The 17,814-nt window shown below is 44.8% G+C and carries 12 protein-coding genes; all 12 read left to right on the top strand.

Annotated features, from left to right (window positions below; genetic code table 11):
• The first annotated feature begins 26 nt into the window (after positions 1 to 26).
• Entirely contained in the window at positions 27 to 2,684 is a 2,658-nt protein-coding gene (gene mutS / locus KGMB01110_RS00115; RefSeq protein WP_330507937.1) for a DNA mismatch repair protein MutS, read from the top strand.
• 55 nt (positions 2,685 to 2,739) lie between these two features.
• Complete coding sequence (gene mutL / locus KGMB01110_RS00120) at positions 2,740 to 4,899, top strand: DNA mismatch repair endonuclease MutL (RefSeq protein WP_119297252.1); 2,160 nt, start codon at positions 2,740 to 2,742, stop codon at positions 4,897 to 4,899.
• A 9-nt stretch (positions 4,900 to 4,908) separates the two neighbouring features.
• Positions 4,909 to 5,895 (top strand): tRNA (adenosine(37)-N6)-dimethylallyltransferase MiaA, encoded by a 987-nt coding sequence (gene miaA / locus KGMB01110_RS00125; RefSeq protein ID WP_119299000.1) that lies wholly within the window; start codon positions 4,909 to 4,911, stop codon positions 5,893 to 5,895.
• On the top strand, positions 5,867 to 7,162 hold the full coding sequence (locus KGMB01110_RS00130) for a methionine gamma-lyase family protein (RefSeq protein ID WP_117602242.1): 1,296 nt from the start codon (positions 5,867 to 5,869) through the stop codon (positions 7,160 to 7,162). The genes miaA and KGMB01110_RS00130 overlap by 29 nt, the downstream gene beginning before the upstream one ends.
• A gap of 28 nt (positions 7,163 to 7,190) precedes the next feature.
• Complete coding sequence (locus tag KGMB01110_RS00135) at positions 7,191 to 8,447, top strand: BaiN/RdsA family NAD(P)/FAD-dependent oxidoreductase (RefSeq protein WP_117602241.1); 1,257 nt, start codon at positions 7,191 to 7,193, stop codon at positions 8,445 to 8,447.
• Between the two features lie 142 nt (positions 8,448 to 8,589).
• On the top strand, positions 8,590 to 9,921 hold the full coding sequence (locus KGMB01110_RS00140; protein ID WP_172590506.1) for an MATE family efflux transporter: 1,332 nt from the start codon (positions 8,590 to 8,592) through the stop codon (positions 9,919 to 9,921).
• Positions 9,915 to 11,570 (top strand): NAD(P)/FAD-dependent oxidoreductase, encoded by a 1,656-nt coding sequence (locus KGMB01110_RS00145; RefSeq protein WP_119297253.1) that lies wholly within the window; start codon positions 9,915 to 9,917, stop codon positions 11,568 to 11,570. Before KGMB01110_RS00140 ends, KGMB01110_RS00145 begins: the two co-directional genes overlap by 7 nt.
• A gap of 179 nt (positions 11,571 to 11,749) precedes the next feature.
• Positions 11,750 to 12,466, top strand: a complete 717-nt coding sequence (gene radC / locus KGMB01110_RS00150) for a RadC family protein (RefSeq protein WP_117602238.1) — start codon at positions 11,750 to 11,752, stop codon at positions 12,464 to 12,466.
• A gap of 8 nt (positions 12,467 to 12,474) precedes the next feature.
• Positions 12,475 to 13,497, top strand: a complete 1,023-nt coding sequence (locus KGMB01110_RS00155) for a rod shape-determining protein (protein WP_119297254.1) — start codon at positions 12,475 to 12,477, stop codon at positions 13,495 to 13,497.
• Between the two features lies 1 nt (position 13,498).
• A complete protein-coding gene (mreC, locus tag KGMB01110_RS00160; RefSeq protein ID WP_117602236.1) occupies positions 13,499 to 14,371 on the top strand; it encodes a rod shape-determining protein MreC in 873 nt (290 codons plus the stop codon).
• 18 nt (positions 14,372 to 14,389) lie between these two features.
• Complete coding sequence (gene mreD, locus KGMB01110_RS00165; protein WP_117602581.1) at positions 14,390 to 14,926, top strand: rod shape-determining protein MreD; 537 nt, start codon at positions 14,390 to 14,392, stop codon at positions 14,924 to 14,926.
• 37 nt (positions 14,927 to 14,963) lie between these two features.
• Positions 14,964 to 17,789, top strand: a complete 2,826-nt coding sequence (locus tag KGMB01110_RS00170) for a penicillin-binding transpeptidase domain-containing protein (RefSeq protein WP_243112845.1) — start codon at positions 14,964 to 14,966, stop codon at positions 17,787 to 17,789.
• Positions 17,790 to 17,814: the final 25 nt, after the last annotated feature.

Raw genomic sequence — 17,814 nt, forward strand, 5'->3', positions numbered from 1 at the left:
ATACAAAGGACAAACAAGGAGATTCCATGAAAAAAGAAAACACAATGACCCCTATGATGCAGCAATATATGAAAACGAAAGAGGAATATAAAGACTGTATCTTATTTTACAGACTGGGGGATTTTTACGAGATGTTTTTTGAGGATGCGCTGACCGCATCCAAAGAACTTGAGATCACCCTGACAGGAAAAAACTGTGGAATGGAAGAGCGCGCTCCCATGTGTGGCGTGCCTTTTCATGCTGTGGACTCTTATCTGAACAAACTGGTCTCCAGAGGATACAAAGTGGCTATCTGTGAGCAGGTCGAAGATCCGAAACTGGCAAAAGGCATCGTAAAACGGGAAGTGGTACGTGTCGTGACCCCTGGAACCAATACAGACATTCAGGCATTGGATGAATCCAGGAATAATTATATTATGTGTATTGTTTATCTGGATGATCGTTACGGAATCGCCATTGCCGATGTTTCAACCGGGGATTATTTCGTAACGGAACTTTCAGATAGTACCAGATTAAAAGATGAACTGTTTAAATTTATGCCGACTGAGATCATCTGTAACGAAGCCTTTTATATGAGTGGAATGGATATGGAAGATCTGAGAGAGCGTCTGGGCATTACGATCTCTGCACTGGATTCCTGGTATTTTGATGATGATCTGTGCAAAAATAAACTGACAGAACATTTCCATGCTGCCAATATGCAGGCACTGGGACTGGAAGATTTTAACTGCGGCTCCATCAGTGCAGGGGCACTTCTGATCTACCTGTACGAGACACAGAAAAATTCTCTGGCACATCTGACCCATATTCAGGTTTATACTACCGGGGCCTATATGTTGCTCGACAGTTCTACCCGACGGAATCTGGAACTCTGCGAAACACTGCGCGAGAAACAAAAACGAGGGTCTCTTCTCTGGGTACTGGATAAGACAAAAACCGCGATGGGAGCCCGTGCCCTCAGAAAATATATCGAACAGCCACTGGTAGACAAGAAAGAGATTCTGAAACGACAGGATGCGGTAGAAGAATTAAAGGAAAATGCAATTTCCAGAGAGGAACTTCGGGAATATTTAGGTCCGGTCTATGATCTGGAACGACTGATCACCAAGATCACCTATCAGTCCGCCAATCCGAGAGACATGCTTGCATTTAAAAATTCACTGGCTATGCTGCCTTCTGTCAGATATATTCTGGAGGAAATGCAGTCAGAATTATTGCAGACGCTGTATCAGGATCTGGATCCGCTGGAGGACCTCTGTCAGTTGATCGAACATGCCATTGCGGAAGAACCACCGATTGCTATGCGGGATGGCGGAATCATCCGGGAGGGCTTTGATTCGGAAGTGGATCGTCTGAAAAAAGCGAGAACGGAAGGAAAGACCTGGCTTGCAAAACTGGAAGCAGAAGAACGGGAAAAGACTGGGATTAAGAATTTAAAGATTAAATACAATAAAGTGTTCGGCTATTATCTGGAAGTGACCAATTCTTTCAAGGATAAGGTACCGGATTATTATACCAGAAAACAGACACTTGCCAATGCGGAACGCTACATTACACCGGAACTAAAAGAACTGGAAGATACCATTCTCGGGGCGGAGGACAAATTGTGTGCCCTGGAATATGATCTGTATTGTCAGGTCCGGGATTCTGTAGGTGCAGAAGTAGAGCGGATCCAGAAAACAGCCAAAGCAGTGGCACATCTGGACGCCATCGCTTCCCTTGCACTTGTTGCGGAACGCAATAACTATGTGCGCCCGAAATTAAATGAAAAAGGAATCATCGATATCAAAAACGGACGCCATCCGGTGGTGGAGTGCATGATTCCGAACGATATGTTTATCGCAAATGATACCTATCTGGACGACAAAAAGCACCGGATCTCCATCATAACCGGACCGAACATGGCAGGAAAATCCACTTATATGCGTCAGTCTGCGCTGATTGTGCTGATGGCACAGATCGGGTCCTTTGTTCCGGCAACTGCTGCCAACATCGGACTGGTAGACAGGATCTTCACCAGGGTAGGGGCTTCCGATGATCTGGCATCGGGACAGAGTACCTTTATGGTGGAGATGACAGAAGTCGCTAACATTTTACGAAATGCTACCAGCAAAAGTCTTCTGGTCTTAGATGAAATCGGACGTGGAACCAGTACCTTTGATGGCTTAAGTATTGCCTGGGCGGTTGTGGAGTATATCAGTGATCCGAAGCTTCTTGGGGCGAAAACACTGTTTGCTACCCATTATCACGAGCTGACGGAACTGGAAGGAAAGATCGATAACGTCAATAATTACTGTATCGCAGTAAAAGAAAAGGGAGATGACATCGTATTTTTACGGAAGATTGTTGCCGGAGGTGCGGATAAAAGTTATGGAATCCAGGTAGCGAAGCTGGCAGGAGTTCCGGATCTGGTGATTGAACGGGCGAAAGAGATCGTAGAAGAACTTTCCGACGAGGATATTACCACGCGGGTACAGGAGATTTCCTCCAAAGCACAGGTCCCGAAACGTAAGAAAGTGAAACGTTACGATGAAGTGGATATGGCACAGTTTTCGCTGTTTGACACGGTGAAAGACGATGATGTCCTGACCGAATTAAAGGAACTTGATGTATCCAATATGACACCGATGGATGCTTTAAATACAATTTACCGGCTGCAGAATAAACTGAAAAATCGCTGGTAAATTCGATACAGTCTGATGAGCAATATTTACCCAAGATACATATAAAGGAGTCGAAATGAGTAAAATTCAGGTATTAGATCAGATCACTATCGATCAGATCGCGGCCGGAGAAGTGATTGAACGCCCGGCTTCCGTGGTAAAAGAACTGGTAGAAAATGCAATCGATGCCGGATCTTCTTCCGTTACGGTGGAGATTCAGGAAGGTGGAATTGCATTGATCCGGATTGCGGATAATGGATGCGGGATTGCAAGAGAAGATGTCCCGAATGCATTTTTACGCCATTCCACCAGTAAAATCCGTTCCATTCAGGATCTGTCCCATGTAGGCTCCCTGGGATTTCGAGGGGAGGCTCTGTCCAGCATTGCCGCAGTTTCACAGGTGGAGCTGCGTACAAAGACTGCGGATGATCTGTTTGGAACCCATTATTTAATCGAGGGAGGCACGGAGAAAAAGATGGAAGAGATTGGTGCAACAGACGGAACCACATTCCTGATCCGTCAATTGTTCTACAATATTCCCGCCAGAAGAAAATTCTTAAAAACTCCGATGACGGAAGCCAGTCATGTCAATGATGTATTGATGCGTCTGGCACTTTCCCATCCGGAGATCGCCTTTCGCTTTGTCAATAACGGTCAGGAGAAGTTGCGGACATCCGGGAATGGAAAAATCAAAGATGTGATCTATCAGCTTTACGGAAGAGATGTAGCCGCCAATCTGCTGGAAATTCATTATGAAAAAAACGGAATCCGGCTGGATGGATTTTTGGGAAAACCAATTATTTCCCGCGGAAACAGAACCTATGAAAATTATTTTATCAACGGCCGATATATCCGCAGCGGTATGGTTTCAAAGGCCATTGAGGACGGTTACAAGGATTTTATGATGCAGCACAAATTCCCGTTTGTAGTGCTTTACCTGTCCCTGCCACCGGAAGAGACGGATGTAAATGTGCATCCGACCAAGATGGAAGTCCGGTTTCATAACCAGCAGGCGGTTTATGGGACGCTGATGGAAGGGGTTCACAAAACGCTGTCTGAACCGGAACTGATCCCGTTTGTTCATCTGGAAGAAAGAAATGCCGGAAAGAAATCTGATAATTCGATGCAGTATGACATAATTCAACGGCAAATGCCGGAAATAGCACAAAATAATGCGAATAAACCTGTGGAAACTGTGGATAACATCACAAGAAAGGATGAAGATTATTTTATTCAGAAAATGAGAGAACGGGTGCTTTCTCATTATCAGCAAAAGCCTTCCACGCCTGTTCAAAATCAGTACCGGAGCGCAGAAGAATCTTCTGGAGAATCGCAGGGAACACAGCCAAAACCCTCTATGCAGTCGGATTGTGTCAGAGAAGAAAGTTCCTATCGGACCTCTGCGATAACTGAGAAGAATCTCTTGGATTCAGGCGACAGAAATACATCAGAAAATATATCTGCATCGGAAAACTTGTCTTCGCAGGTAGCACCTAAGCCGCGTTGGGAAGAAGTCCTTACACAGTCTCAGGGTGGACAGGGACAGAACGTTGTTTCCACCGAAACCGAGGAAGCTCCTTCTTATGAAAACGAAGTGAAGGCAAATAACGAACAGTTAAATCTGTTCGAAGAACGTTTTCTGGATCCGAAAGAAGAGCCGGATTATCAGATTATCGGACAGGTGTTCGACACATATTGGATCGTACAGTTTAAAGAGTCCATGTACATTATCGATCAGCATGCGGCTCATGAGCGTGTCCTCTATGAAAGAACACTGGCAGAAATGAAAAACAGGGAATACACTTCTCAGATGATCAGTCCACCGATCGTATTGAGTCTGACCATGCAGGAAGAAGAAATTTTGAACCGCCACATGGATCGTTTTGAAAGAATCGGCTTTGAGATCGAGCCCTTCGGCGGAAATGAATATGCGGTACGGGCAGTACCGGACAATCTGTTTTCCATTGCAAAAAAAGAACTGTTGCTGGAAATGCTGGATGATATGGCGGATGGTCTGAATTCTTCCATGACACCGGATCTGATCGATGAAAAAATCGCATCCATGTCCTGCAAGGCTGCGGTGAAGGGAAATCAGAGACTGTCTGCAGCGGAGGTTCAGACGTTGATCAAGGAACTTCTGACGCTGGAGAATCCATATCACTGTCCTCATGGACGACCGACGATTGTATCCATGTCCAAACGGGAACTGGAAAAAAAGTTTAAGAGAATTGTGTAGGTGATGCTTATGAAGCAACCATTGATCATATTAAGCGGTCCTACGGCCGTAGGAAAAACAAAGGCATCCATTGGGCTGGCGCATCGGCTTAACGGGGAGATCGTGTCTGCGGATTCCATGCAGGTATATAAACACATGGATATCGGCTCGGCAAAGATAAAGCCGGAAGAGATGGAGGGCGTCCCTCATCATCTGATTGATGTACTGGAACCGGAAGAAGAATTCCATGTTCAGAAATTTCAGCAGATGGCGAAGGAAGCACTCGCCAGGATTTATGCCGCCGGGCATGTGCCGATCGTTACCGGCGGTACAGGATTTTATATCCAGGCGCTGTTGTATGATATTCAGTTTACCATGGAAGAGTCAGATCCTGCTTACAGACAGGAACTGGCAGAATATGCCCGAAAATACGGACAGGAAGCTTTGCATGAAAAACTGCGGGAAGTCGATCCGGTATCGGCAGAAAAGATCCATGCGAACAATGTGAAACGAGTGATTCGTGCGCTGGAATATTTTCACCAGAATCAGGAACCGATTTCCAGACACAACGAAGAAGAACGAAAGAGAACCTCTCCCTATCGTTTTGTATATTTTGTGCTGGATGATACAAGAGAACATTTGTATCAGCGGATTGATGCAAGGGTCGATCAGATGGTAGAAGACGGGCTGGTAGAAGAAGTAAAGGCCTTAAAAGCAGCCGGTTGCACCAGGGAAATGGTCTCGATGCAGGGGCTTGGCTATAAAGAAATTATGGAATATCTGGATCAGGAGATCAGTCTGGAGGAAGCAATTTATAAATTAAAACGGGATACCAGACATTTTGCAAAGCGTCAGCTTACCTGGTTCAGACGGGAACGCGACGTGACCTGGATCAATAAAGCTGATTACGGGTATCAGGAAGAACTTATTTTAGATAAAATGCTGGAAGAATGTGCGAAAGTGCAGATCTTTCCGGAAAGGAATGAAAATGGAACAGGAAATGAAGGACATGTATGAGGCACTTGGAATCTCTTCTCAGGTGCTGGAATTTGGAAATAAAATAGAAGAAGCGTTAAGAGAACGTTTTGCGCAGATTGATAAACGTGCGGAATACAATCAGTTAAAAGTGATCCATGCTATGCAGAAAAATCGTGTGGATGTCGCATGTTTTCAGTATGCAAGCGGATACGGATACAATGACAAAGGACGGGATGTTCTGGAACAGGTTTATGCGGAAACTTTCCATACAGAGTCTGCGCTGGTCCGTCCTCAGATTACCTGCGGAACCCATGCGCTGGCTCTGGCACTGGCTGCCAATCTACGACCTGGAGATGTGCTGTTATCTCCTGCGGGAAAGCCTTATGATACTTTAGAAGAGGTCATCGGCATCAGATCTTCCAAAGGATCGTTGGCAGAATATGGTATTACGTATCAGCAGGTAGATCTTCAGGAAGACGGATATTTCGATTATCCGGCCATTGAGGAAGCATTAAAAAACGAAAAGATCAAACTGGCAACGATCCAGCGTTCCAAAGGCTACCAGACCAGACCAAGCTATTCTGTGGATGAAATCGGAGAACTGATTGCATTTATCAAAGAGAGACGACCGGATGTAATCTGTATGGTCGACAACTGCTACGGGGAGTTTGTGGAGACGAGAGAACCAAGTGATGTGGGGGCCGATATGATCGTCGGATCTTTGATCAAAAATCCGGGAGGCGGATTGGCGCCGATCGGAGGCTATATTGCCGGCAGAGAAGATCTGATCGAAAACTGTGCCTATCGCCTGACTTCTCCGGGGCTTGGAAAAGAAGTAGGAGCATCCCTTGGAGTGATGCAGTCTTTCTATCAGGGATTCTTCCTTTCCCCGTTTATTGTAAGCGGTGCATTGAAAGGCGCAATCTTCGCTGCAAATGTTTACGAAAAGCTGGGATTTCCGGTGATTCCAAACGGAACAGAAGAGCGACATGATATCATTCAGGCAGTCACACTGGGAAGTGAAGAAGGTGTCGTGGCGTTCTGTCAGGGAATCCAGGCAGCGGCACCGGTGGACAGTTATGTGACCCCGATTCCGTGGGCGATGCCAGGATATGACAGCGATGTCATCATGGCTGCCGGAGCTTTTGTACAGGGATCTTCCATTGAATTAAGTGCGGACGGACCGATCAAGCCTCCTTACGCAGTATATTTTCAGGGCGGACTGACTTGGGCACATGCAAAACTGGGAATCTTAAAATCCTTGCAGTGTATGCTGGAAAAGGGACTGGTAGTGATTCCGGAATAAAAGGAAACAAAGAGAAAAGGGAGCAGATATGAAAAAGTCTGAAACATCATCACAGAGTGCATCCGGGAAAAAAGTAGTGATTGTCGGAGGCGGCGCATCCGGTATGTTGGCAGCGATCACGGCAGCAAGAAATGGGGCAAAGGTTGTGATCCTGGAACACAAAGACCGGATCGGTAAAAAAATATTATCAACAGGAAACGGAAGATGCAATTTTACCAATACGTTGCAGACACCGGAATGCTACCGCTCTACGGATTCGGCATTTCCGTGGAAAGTTCTTTCACAGTTTCCTGCTCTGGATACCATTGCATTTTTTCAGAAGTTGGGGATTTACTCGAAAAATCGAAACGGATATCTGTATCCCTATTCCGATCAGGCGAGTGCGGTTCTGGATGCACTCAGACTGGAGCTGGAATCTCTGAAGGTGGAAATTCAGACAGAAACAGAAGTCATGGAGATACGACCTGTAAAACATGGTTTTACGATTCGGACCTCCAAAGGAAAAGTATCAGCAGATCGCGTGATTCTCTCTACCGGCTCCAAAGCTGCACCAAAAACCGGATCGGACGGAAGCGGATATGGACTGGCAAAAAGTCTGGGGCATCACCTGACCCCAGTGGTTCCGGCACTGGTTCAGCTCAGATGTAAAGAATCGTTTTACAAGAGTATTTCTGGCGTTCGCCTTCAGGGAACCGTGACGTTGTTGAACGGATCAAAGGAAGTTGCGTCAGATACCGGTGAAATCCAGATTACAGATTACGGGGTTTCTGGAATCCCTGTTTTTCAGATCAGCCGTTACGCGGCACTCGGCCTTTACTATAAGGAGCCTGTTTCGGTACGAATTAATTTTATGCCGGATTTTTCTGCGGAACAGTTTCAGGCATTTTTGGAAAATCGAATTCAAATGCATCCGAATTGCAGCATGGAACATTTTTTCATCGGTCTGTTCCACAAAAAAATGTCTGCATTCTTTTTACGGCTTGCAAATATTTCTCCGGCAAAACAGGCCGGAGCGCTGACGAAGACAGAACGCGCAAAGCTTCTTAATACCATCCAGCATTTTGAAACCGTTGTGGAAGCAACAAATTCCTATGAGAAAGCGCAGATCTGTGCCGGTGGTCTTTCTACCGATGAGATCGATCCGGATACGCTGGAATCCAGACTGATCGACGGTCTGTATTTCGCGGGTGAACTGCTGGATGTGGATGGAATCTGTGGGGGATACAATCTGCAATGGGCGTGGTCCAGCGGTTATGTTGCCGGGAAACATGCGGCGATATCATAGCAAAGGAAAGCAGCGTACCGGATCGTAAGATCTGTTTTGCGAAAGCGATAAATTTACAACGAGAAAAATGATGTCACAGGTGTAGAAATCACCAGAATCAGAACGAGGGGTTATTGTGAGGAAAAGAACGTATGAAATCGACATGTGTAACGGAAGTCTGATGGACAAACTGATTTCCTTTGCACTTCCATTGATGTTATCGGGGATTCTGCAGTTATTATTCAATGCAGTGGATATTGTGGTAGTGGGAAGATTCAGCGGAAGCCAGGCACTGGCAGCCGTGGGTTCTACGACCGCATTGATCAATATCTTTACCAATTTATTTATCGGAATTTCACTGGGCGCAAATGTTCTGACGGCCAGATATTATGCATCCGGCAAAAAATCCGAAGTATCCGATACAGTCCATACGGCCATGATGTTTGCAGTATTAAGCGGAATTGTCATGTTGTTTGTCGGGATCTTAAGTGCAAAGATTTCCCTGGAACTGATGGGAACTCCGGATGATGTCATCGGGCGATCCACACTGTATATGCGGATTTATTTTCTGGGAATGCCGTTTTTCATGATTTATAATTATGGCGCGGCAATCCTCCGGGCAATCGGAGATACCAAACGACCGCTGATCTTTCTGATCTTTTCCGGTATCGTGAATGCCTGTCTGAATCTGCTGCTGGTGATTGTTTTTCATCTGGATGTGGCCGGGGTGGCGATCGGAACCGTTGCATCTCAGTTTCTTTCCAGTATTCTGGTTTTATGGTGTCTGATCAGGTCGGACGCAGATTACTGCCTTCGGATTTCAAAACTTAAGATTCATCCAAAGTATCTGTTGCAGATTTTACAGATTGGGATTCCGGCGGGAATTCAGTCAACGGTGATTAACTTTTCCAACGCCTTGCTTCAGTCTTCCGTGAATTCCTTTGGCTCCATTGCGATGGCAGGATATACCGCTGCCAATAATCTGCTTGGATTTATCTATATGTCTGTCAATGCAGTAACACAGGCCTGTATGAGTTTTACCAGTCAGAATTACGGAGCAAGGAAGCCAAAGCGTATGGATCATATCCTCCTGGACTGTATGGTGCTGTCGATCGGAATTGCTCTGGCGCTTGGTAGTGTCATGTATTTTGGCGGACCGAAGATTCTGGCAATCTATAATAAAGATCCGGAAGTAATCCATGCAGGAATGGAAGTTCTTTCATATACCACATTGACGTACTTCCTGTGTGGTCTGATGGATCTGTTTCCGGGAGCATTGCGCGGAATGGGCCGTTCAGGCGTTCCGATGCTTTTGTCTATCATCGGAACAGTAGGAATCCGTGTCCTCTGGATTTTCGCTATTTTCCCTGCACACAGAAGTGTAGCAGTGCTTTTCGTATCCTACCCGGTATCCTGGATCGTAACGATTTTCATGCAAGTGATCTGTTATTATTTTGTCCGTAAAAAAGTATATGGAGGACTTTTGAAATGTTAAGAATCAATCAACTGAAGCTTCTGCCCGGTGAACCGACAGAACATCTGGAAAAGAAAATTTGCCGGATTCTGCATTTGAAGCCGGGGACAACTTTTCAGTGGAAGATGATCAGGCAGTCTGTAGATGCCAGAAAGAAACCGGAAATATATATGGTATATACCGTAGAAGTATCCGGACTAAATGAAAAGAAGATTTTGCAGCATCCACCGAAAAATGTAACCAGTGTTTCAGAAAAAGCGTATCGTTTTTCTGCCTGCGGCACTATGGAATTAAAGCAGCGTCCTGTGGTGATCGGAAGCGGACCGGCCGGATTATTCTGCACCTATCTTCTGGCAAAATACGGATATCGGCCCATTTTACTGGAAAGAGGAAAGGATGCAAAAAGCCGTCAAAAGGATGTGGAGACTTTCTGGAAGAGTGGGACCCTGAATCCGGAGTCCAATGTGCAGTTCGGAGAGGGCGGTGCCGGAACTTTTTCAGACGGAAAATTAAATACACTTGTGAAAGATAAACTCGGACGAAGCAAATTTGTGCTGGAAACCTTTGTGACACACGGAGCCCCGGAACGGATTCTGTATGAGGCTAAACCACATATTGGTACGGATATCCTGATTCCGGTCATTACGGAGATCAGGCGTTCCATCGAGAAATTGGGCGGTGAAGTTCTGTTTCAGAGTAAAGTGACAGATTTCGAATTGAAAGAAAAGGAAAATCGGCGGATTCTGTCAGCAGTCATCGTAAACGATACGAAAAGAATCCCTTGTGATCTTGCAGTCCTTGCATTGGGGCACAGTGCAAGAGATACGTTCGAAACGCTTTACAGGAAACAGGTTCCAATGGAAGCAAAATCATTTGCCGTAGGGGTTCGTGCCGAACATCCGCAGGAGATGATCGATCAGGCGCAATATGGAAGAAAACGTGGAACAGATCTTCCGTCTTCTCCTTATAAACTGACGGCACAGACAAAGAGCGGACGCGGAGTCTATTCTTTCTGCATGTGTCCGGGAGGATACGTGGTCAATGCATCTTCCGAGCCCGGAAGGCTGGCGGTCAACGGAATGAGTTACAGTGGTAGAGACGGAGAAAATGCAAACAGCGCACTGATCGTTACGATTACTCCGGAAGATTACGGGACAGACTCCCCTCTGGACGGAATGGAATTTCAGCGCAGACTGGAAGAAAAAGCGTATGAACTGGGACAGGGGAAAATTCCGATCCAGCAATACGGGGATTTCTGTAAAAATGTAAAAAGCACAGAATTCGGCGAAGTGAAACCACAGTTAAAAGGGGAATATTCTTTTGCAAATCTTCGGGAACTTTTCCCGGATTACCTGTCGGATGCACTGATGGAAGCGATGGAGACATTTGAACAGAAGATCCACGGTTTCTCAAGACCGGATACATTATTTTCCGGTGTGGAAAGCCGGACATCCTCTCCGGTGAAACTTCCGCGAAACGAAGAGTGCGAAAGTCCCATCGAGGGATTATATCCCTGCGGGGAAGGAGCCGGATACGCCGGTGGAATTACTTCTGCGGCAATGGATGGTATGAAGGTCGCTGAGGCAATCGGAAGGAAATATGCGCCGATGACCGATTCGCGCACTTACGCCGTGCACAGCGGGGCGGCTTCTTCGAACCGCTCTCGCTGATGGCTATGCGCCATATGCCTAGAACAAAATCTATTTGTCTGCAAATAAATTTGCATCCATCTGCATTTTATTCTAGGCGCACGGCTTGATATTTTCACAAAATTTTAATAGGTTTGCTCTATACACTTTTTGGGGTTTATGGTAAAATAAATTGCGAATTGTGTCTGGAGCATTTTTTTATGAATGAAGTTCAGGCGGTTAGTTCTACTGAAAATTTAAAAACTTTGAGGGAGGAGGAGCGTCCTTACGAGAAGTGTCTGTGCCATGGTCCGGAGTTTTTGACTGATATTGAACTTCTGGCTGTTTTGTTGCGCACTGGAACTCATGGTGAGAATGCTATCGCTCTTGCAAAGAAGATTCTATACCCTATTTTCTCTCAGGAAGGACTTCTTAACATTCATCAGTGGAGTTTGGAACAACTTTTACAGATCCGGGGAATCGGCAAGGTAAAAGCTGTTCAGATTCTCTGCCTTTCTGAATTAGCAAAACGTCTGGCTAAGGCGACTGCGAAGGATGGTCTTGATTTTTCTTCGCCGGATACGATTGCCAGATATTATATGGAAGACATGCGTCATAAAAAGCAGGAATCTATGAAATTGTTGCTTTTTAATACTCGCACCCGATTGATTGGTGAGACCGACATTTCCAAAGGGACGGTAAATGCCTCTTTAGTATCTCCTAGAGAACTTTTTATCGAAGCTCTGCAGAAAAATGCGGTTTCTATTATTTTACTGCACAATCATCCCAGCGGGGATCCGACTCCGAGTCAACCGGATCTGGTGATCACCAAACGGGTGATGGATGCCGGGGCGCTGATCGGAATTCAGTTGTTGGATCATATTATTATTGGAGACAATAAATATATCAGTCTGAGAGAAAAAGGTTTTATAAAGTGAGGAAGCATATGGCCAGAAATGTATATGGGCTTGATTTAGGTACTTATGAAATTAAAGTATATGATAAAAAAAATGAAAAAATCTGGAAAGAAAAAGATGTAATCGCGGTTCAGAACCGGAAATATGTGTTTGCGGTCGGAGATGAGGCCTATGAAATGTATGAGAAGGCTCCATCCAATATTCAGGTTGTTTTTCCGATGCAAAATGGTGTGATCTCTCATTTTGAGGATATGCAGTATCTGCTGACCAATCTTTTAAATCCGGAACGTAAATTTATGCGTGGTTCGGAATATGTGATCGCGGTTCCGACAGATGTGACGGAAGTGGAGAAGAAGGCCTTTTTCGATCTGGTATCTTATTCCACTGCCAGAGCAAGAGAGGTAAAGATCGTGGAGCGGGGAATTGCAGATGCGGTCGGACTTGGATTAAATATTTTCGAGGAAAAAGGAATTCTGATCGCCAATTTCGGCGGCGGTACAACGGATATTTCCATTCTCTCTTCAGGCGGAATGGTTTTAAACAAACTGGTAAAGATCGGCGGAGAGTATCTGGATAATGCTGTAGCAAATCTGGTGCGTCATAATCGTGATTTCCTGATCGGACGTCTTACGGCAGAAGCGCTTCGAAAGGAATTCGGGGTTTTTGACCAGGAGGCTCACGCAACCATGCAGGTAGCCGGACGTAATCTAATCACCGGTGTTCCGCAGCTTACCGAGATTCCGATCGGACTGGTAAGAGCTGCACTTCGGGAGCCGCTGAAAGAGTGTGTAAGAGCGATCCTTTCCATGCTGGATCGGACTCCTCCGGATGTCCGTAAGGTGATCGAGAAAAGGGGCATGTATTTAACAGGAGGTCTTGCAAACCTGCGGGGACTGGATATCTACCTCCAGGAGATGACGGGGCTTCGGGTTCGAAAGGCACCCCGCCCGGAACTTTGTGCCGTAGAGGGACTCAAGAAAATTATATGGAATAAAGAATTAAAAACGCTGACCTATTCAATGTTAGACGAAGATTACAGGTGGTTAAGATAATATGAAAAAGAAAAATCAATCTTCCTCAAACAGATACCTGGTGATCGGACTTTCCGTCCTGTGTATCTTACTAATGGGACTTTCTATTGTTGCCCAGTTCTCATCGGCTCCTTTCAGACAGGTGGCAGATGTAACGGTAATCCCGATGCAAAAGGGAATCAACCAGATCGGCGCATGGCTGAGTGATCTCAATGACAATTTTAAGACCTTAAAGGAAGTGAAATCTGAAAACAAAAAACTTCAGGCGAAAGTAGATTCCCTGATGGAAGAGAATAACAATCTCCAGCAGGAACGTTATGAACTGGATCGGCTCCAGTCTCTTTATAAGCTGGATCAGAACTATGGAGATTATAAAAAAGTGGGAGCCCATGTGATCGGAAAAGATTCCGGAAACTGGTTCAGTACATTTACGATTGATAAGGGAAGTTCTGACGGGATCAAAAAAGATATGAATGTTCTTGCAGGAAGTGGTCTGGTCGGGATTGTGACCCAGACAGGCCCACATTGGGCAACGGTCCGCAGCATTATTGATGATGAAAGTAATGTAAGCAGCATGGTTCTTACTACATCCGATCAGTGTATGGTTCGCGGAGATCTTTCGCTGATCGAGGATGGAAAGATCAAGTTCGAGCAATTGGAAAATAACGACAATGAGATCAAAGTCGGGGAACAGATCGTTACTTCTCATATCAGTGATAAATATTTACAGGGGATCCTGGTTGGCTATATCAGCGAAATTAATGTGGATGCAAACAACCTGACCAGATCCGGATACATCACTCCGGTAGTAGATTTTAAAAATCTTCAGGAAGTTCTCGTCATCACCACAACAAAAGCGGATATGGTAGAGAAGAATGACCAGTCAGGAAATTAAAAGGGGTGTCGTATGAGTATGAAATTATGGCTTAAGGTCAGAAGACCTGTCATTTTTGGCGGGCTGGTTCTTGTTTTTTTCCTGTTGCAATGTACGATTTTCCCATCCCTGCAATTAGGAGGCGTAAAGCCGGATCTTCTGATCATTCTTACCGTTGCAACCGGTATTATACGTGGAAAAAAAGACGGTGTACTGGTCGGATTTTTTTCCGGACTGCTGATTGATATCCAGTTTGGGGAGATTCTGGGATTTTATGCGCTGATTTATCTGGTGATCGGATATGCGATTGGCTGGAGTAAGCAGTTCTTTTTTGATGAGGAATTAAAGCTTCCCCTGATCCTTGTATTTTTCGGAGATTTTGCATACGGAATCATTATTTATGTTTTAAGATTCCTTCTGCGCAGTGAATTTCATTTTGTTTACTATCTGAATCGTATTATCATACCTCAGGTGATTTATACAACCATTGCAGCTTTGGCTTTCTATCCGCTGATCCGACTGATCAATCGGAAACTGGAAGAAGAAGAGAAAAGGAGTGCTAGTAGATTTGTTTGAACGTATAGTGGAACGGATAAAAGATTTGTTTTATGACATGCTGAAATCCAGAGCCTTTGTACTGATTCTTGTGTTCTGTGTATTATCGGCCGGTCTGGTCAATCGTATCTTTTATCTGCAGATTGTAAAAGGCCAGGATTATCTGGATAATTATAAACTTCGTATCATGAAGACCCGTTCCATTTCCGGAACCCGTGGAAATATCTATGACCGGAACGGAAATCTTCTGGCATACAATGAGCTGGCTTATTCCGTAACCATCGAGGATAATATTGCCAGCGGAGACAGTAAGAATAAAATCCTGAACGGGATCTTGGAAAAAGTAATGGAGATCGTGGAAGCACACGGCGATTCTATTATAAGTGATTTCGGAATTATTTTAAACAGTCAGGGCAACTACGAATTCAATCAGTCTTCCGATACGCAGAAGCTTCGTTTTATTGCAGATATTTACGGCTGCAAGACGATTGATGAGCTTACCGAAAAACAGAAAAATGTAACAGCCGACGATATCATCAAATATCTGTGTACCGATAAAACTTACGGATATGGACTGAATCTGAAAAAACATGATAAAGCTTATATCCTGAAAATGGTAAATATGCGTTATGCCATCAGTCTGAACAGTTATCAGAAATACATCCCAAGTACACTGGCGTATGATGTCAGCGATGAGACGGTATCTGCCATTATGGAAAATCTGGATCAACTGGATGGTGTAAATATTGCGGAAGATTCTTTGCGCCGTTATACGGACAGTCAGTATTTCGCTTCCATTATCGGTTATACCGGAAAGATTTCTCAGGAAGAGTATGACGCGCTTGATAAAGATGTAAAGAAAAATTACAGCCTCACCGATATTGTAGGAAAAGCAGGTTTGGAGCAGACACTGGAGCAGCAGCTTCAGGGAGTAAAGGGAGAGACCAAGGTTTACGTAGATTCTGTGGGAAAGGTGATTGAAACGGTCAGCACCAAAGATCCAAAAGCAGGAAATGATGTTTATCTGACAATTGATAAAGATCTTCAGGAAACCACTTATCATCTGATCGAAGAGAAGCTTGCAGCGATCCTTTTATCAAAGATTCAAAATGTCATGAATTATGATCCAACAACTGCTTCCAATGCCAGCCAGTTAATTATTCCGATTGATGATGTATATTATGCATTCATCGGAAATGAGATTATCAATATGAGTCATTTTTCAGCAGAGGATGCCCAACCGGTTGAACAGCAGGTTTACGCAGCGTTTACCCAACGGAAAGAGGTGGTAATCCAGGAAGTTCTTCAGAATCTCAAAGATCCCAATTCTGCTGCATACAAAGATCTTTCCAAGGAAATGCAGGCATACATGAATTACATTTCCACAGATCTTCTGACGACAAATGAAGGGATCCTGAATAAAGATGTGATTGATACAAGTGATGATACGTATATCGCTTGGGCAACGGATGAGTCCATCAATCTGAATACTTATCTGAATTATGCAATTTCCAAAAACTGGGTGAATACTTCCAAACTGGAGAATTATGTCTCCAATGGAAAATATTCCGATTCTAAGGAAGTTTATCAGGGGATTTTATCTTATCTGGAAGATTATTTGAAGTCCGACAGTAATTTCGACAAACTTCTTTATAAGTATCTTATAAAATCAGGAGGTATCAGTGGTTCACAGATCTGTGCCATCGTGTATGAGCAGGGAGTTCTTCCGATGGATGAGGCTGCCTATAACAGCCTGGTATCCGGTGGAAATGCATTTTCCTGGGTGACCGGAAAAATTCAGTCGCTGGAGATTACACCAGGACAGCTTGCTTTAGAGCCATGTACAGGTTCTGCGGTAGTCAGTGATGTAAATACCGGAGAAGTATTAGCCTGTGTTTCTTATCCGGGCTATGACAGTAACCGGCTTGCCAACACCATGGACTCCAAGTATTATAACCAACTGGTAACCGGACTGTCCCGTCCGTTTTATAACAATGCAACGCAGGAGAGAACCGCACCGGGATCTACCTTCAAAATGGTATCTTCTGTGGCAGGTCTTACAGAAGGCGTGATCAAGGGATCCACCATCATCAACTGTGCAGGTATCTTTGATAAAGTTGAACCGAATCCAAAATGTTGGGTGTATCCGGACGCTCACGGCGGCCTGAATGTAGTCAATGCCCTGGAAGTATCCTGTAACAGTTTCTTTTATGAAGTCGGATATGACCTGGGACTGGATGAAAACGGAGAGTATTCTAGTGACCTCGGAGTTAAGAGAATCAAAAAGTATGCGGAAGAATTCGGACTGGGAGAAACGACCGGAATCGAAATACCGGAATCCTCCCCGCAGATTTCTGATACCGCTTCTGTACCAACTGCAATCGGACAGGGTACCAACAACTATACAGTCAGTCAGTTAAACCGTTATGTTGCCACTGTGGCTAACAAGGGAACGGTGTACAAGCTTTCTCTGTTGGACAAGGTGACAGACATTGACGGAAATGTTGTAAAGGAATATGAACCTGAAGTGGTCAACACCATGGATGATGTTTCAACCAACACCTGGAACCTGGTTCATCAGGGAATGGAAGACATGGTGTCCAGTTCCTCAACATTCGTTGGAATCGGCAATCTGTCCATGGCAGGAAAAACCGGTACGGCTCAGCAGAGTGATACACATCCGGACCATGCGCTGTTCGTAGGATATGCGCCGACAGATTCACCGGAAGTTGCTGTAGCTGTTCGAATCGCAAACGGTTATAGTTCTTCCTATACTGCAGAAATCGGCCGTGATATTATGCGCTATCGCTTTAAAACAGCTGATGTGGATGAACTCGTAAAAGGTGCAGCAGCAGAACTTGGAAGCGCCGTCCACGGAGATTAAGTTTTAAATTTTAAGAGGGGATATC

The sequence above is a fragment of the Mediterraneibacter butyricigenes genome, from assembly GCF_003574295.1.
Lineage (GTDB): Bacteria > Bacillota > Clostridia > Lachnospirales > Lachnospiraceae > Mediterraneibacter_A > Mediterraneibacter_A butyricigenes.

What these genes read in the sequence shown, in the direction of transcription:
- mreC (WP_117602236.1), top strand. Translation starts at nt 13,499, where the DNA reads ATGAAAAAGAAAAATCAATCTTCCTCAAACAGATACCTGGTGATCGGA.
- KGMB01110_RS00155 (WP_119297254.1), top strand. Translation starts at nt 12,475, where the DNA reads ATGGCCAGAAATGTATATGGGCTTGATTTAGGTACTTATGAAATTAAA.
- miaA (WP_119299000.1), top strand. Translation starts at nt 4,909, where the DNA reads ATGAAGCAACCATTGATCATATTAAGCGGTCCTACGGCCGTAGGAAAA.
- radC (WP_117602238.1), top strand. Translation starts at nt 11,750, where the DNA reads ATGAATGAAGTTCAGGCGGTTAGTTCTACTGAAAATTTAAAAACTTTG.
- mreD (WP_117602581.1), top strand. Translation starts at nt 14,390, where the DNA reads ATGAAATTATGGCTTAAGGTCAGAAGACCTGTCATTTTTGGCGGGCTG.
- KGMB01110_RS00145 (WP_119297253.1), top strand. Translation starts at nt 9,915, where the DNA reads ATGTTAAGAATCAATCAACTGAAGCTTCTGCCCGGTGAACCGACAGAA.
- KGMB01110_RS00130 (WP_117602242.1), top strand. Translation starts at nt 5,867, where the DNA reads ATGGAACAGGAAATGAAGGACATGTATGAGGCACTTGGAATCTCTTCT.
- KGMB01110_RS00135 (WP_117602241.1), top strand. Translation starts at nt 7,191, where the DNA reads ATGAAAAAGTCTGAAACATCATCACAGAGTGCATCCGGGAAAAAAGTA.
- mutL (WP_119297252.1), top strand. Translation starts at nt 2,740, where the DNA reads ATGAGTAAAATTCAGGTATTAGATCAGATCACTATCGATCAGATCGCG.
- KGMB01110_RS00140 (WP_172590506.1), top strand. Translation starts at nt 8,590, where the DNA reads ATGTGTAACGGAAGTCTGATGGACAAACTGATTTCCTTTGCACTTCCA.
- KGMB01110_RS00170 (WP_243112845.1), top strand. Translation starts at nt 14,964, where the DNA reads ATGCTGAAATCCAGAGCCTTTGTACTGATTCTTGTGTTCTGTGTATTA.
- mutS (WP_330507937.1), top strand. Translation starts at nt 27, where the DNA reads ATGAAAAAAGAAAACACAATGACCCCTATGATGCAGCAATATATGAAA.